Here is a 1742-nt window from a genome sequence, read left to right as displayed (position 1 = left end):
GTTTTGGTTGCGGGAGTAGGATTTGAACCTACGACCTTCAGGTTATGAGCCTGACGAGCTACCGGGCTGCTCCATCCCGCGCCAGTTGCGTTGGCAGTGTTATTGCCTGGCGCTTTTTTGAGATCGTATTGAGAGTTATGGGCTTTTTTCTAGGTTTGGCGGTGACCTACTCTCCCACGCCTTAAGACGCAGTACCATCGGCGCTACGGTGCTTAACGACCGAGTTCGGGATGGGATCGGGTGTTTCACTCGCGCTATGACCACCAAACCAAGGAAAAAGCCCTTGCAGAGCAAGGATTTTAGTTGGAGGCAGCGTTTCGACAAAGTCGACAACGCGTTCCAACACCGTTGATCTGCTTGGCGCACCGCATTCGAACACTGTTCAATTGTGGTGCGCTTTTTCACATCGGCGTCCAAGCCAAATACGTTTGTTTGTGTATGCTTTGATTGTCCGCAGGGGCATTTGCCGTCTACTGGATCAAATCAAGCCTATCGGACCATTAGTACCGGTCAGCTGAGCACATTGCTGCGCTTACACCTCCGGCCTATCGACGTGGTGGTCTACCACGGTCCTCAGGGATACCTTGTTTTGAGGGGGGCTTCCCGCTTAGATGCCTTCAGCGGTTATCCTGTCCGATCATAGCTACCCAGCACTGCCGTTGGCACGACAACTGGTCCACCAGTGGATCGTTCACCCCGGTCCTCTCGTACTAGGGGCAACTCCTCTCAAGTATCCTACACCCACGGCAGATAGGGACCGAACTGTCTCACGACGTTCTAAACCCAGCTCACGTACCTCTTTAAACGGCGAACAGCCGTACCCTTGGGACCTGCTCCAGCCCCAGGATGAGATGAGCCGACATCGAGGTGCCAAACGGTGCCGTCGATATGGACTCTTGGGCACCATCAGCCTGTTATCCCCGGCGTACCTTTTATCCGTTGAGCGATGGCCCTTCCACTCGGGACCACCGGATCACTATGGCCGTCTTTCGACTCTGCTCGACTTGTCAGTCTCGCAGTCAGGCTGGCTTCTGCCATTGCACTCAACGAGCGATTTCCGACCGCTCTGAGCCAACCTTCGCGCGCCTCCGTTACGCTTTAGGAGGCGACCGCCCCAGTCAAACTACCCGCCACACAGGGTCCCGGATCCGGATAACGGACCGCGGTTAGACATCAAGCGATGCAAGGGTGGTATCTCAAGGAAGGCTCCACAAGAACTGGCGTTCCTGCTTCGAAGCCTACCACCTATCCTGCACATGCATGGCCTGATGCCAGTGTGAAGCTGTAGTAAAGGTGCACGGGGTCTTTCCGTCTAACCGCGGGAAGCCTGCATCTTGACAGGCAATTCAATTTCGCTGAGTCGATGTTGGAGACAGCGGGGAAGTCGTTACGCCATTCGTGCAGGTCGGAACTTACCCGACAAGGAATTTCGCTACCTTAGGACCGTTATAGTTACGGCCGCCGTTTACTGGGGCTTCAATTCGGAGCTTGCACTCCTCCTTTTAACCTTCCAGCACCGGGCAGGCGTCAGACCCTATACGTCGTCTTGCGACTTCGCAGAGCCCTGTGTTTTTAGTAAACAGTCGCCACCCCCTGGTTTGTGCCCCCCGCCTATAGTTGCCTACAAACGGGGCCTCCTTCTCGCGAACTTACGGAGGTATTTTGCCGAGTTCCTTCAACATCGTTCTCTCAAGCGCCTTGGTATTCTCTACCAGTCCACCTGTGTCGGTTTAGGGTACGAT

Annotated in this window: 1 tRNA gene and 2 rRNA genes (1 of these 3 running past the window's edge); all 3 read right to left on the bottom strand. The window is 55.0% G+C overall.

Features of this window, described 5'->3' with window-relative positions:
* Window positions 1-4: 4 nt before the first annotated feature.
* Window positions 5-81 (bottom strand) — tRNA-Met (locus ACP153_RS18995).
* A gap of 72 nt (window positions 82-153) precedes the next feature.
* Window positions 154-268 (bottom strand): 5S ribosomal RNA (gene rrf, locus ACP153_RS18990).
* 211 nt (window positions 269-479) lie between these two features.
* Window positions 480-1742: ribosomal RNA gene (locus ACP153_RS18985) — 23S ribosomal RNA — on the bottom strand (it continues 1566 nt past the right edge of the window).

The sequence above is a fragment of the Dinoroseobacter sp. S76 genome, assembly GCF_049801095.1.
GTDB lineage: Bacteria > Pseudomonadota > Alphaproteobacteria > Rhodobacterales > Rhodobacteraceae > Dinoroseobacter.
This window is presented reverse-complemented; position numbering and strand designations above follow the sequence as displayed.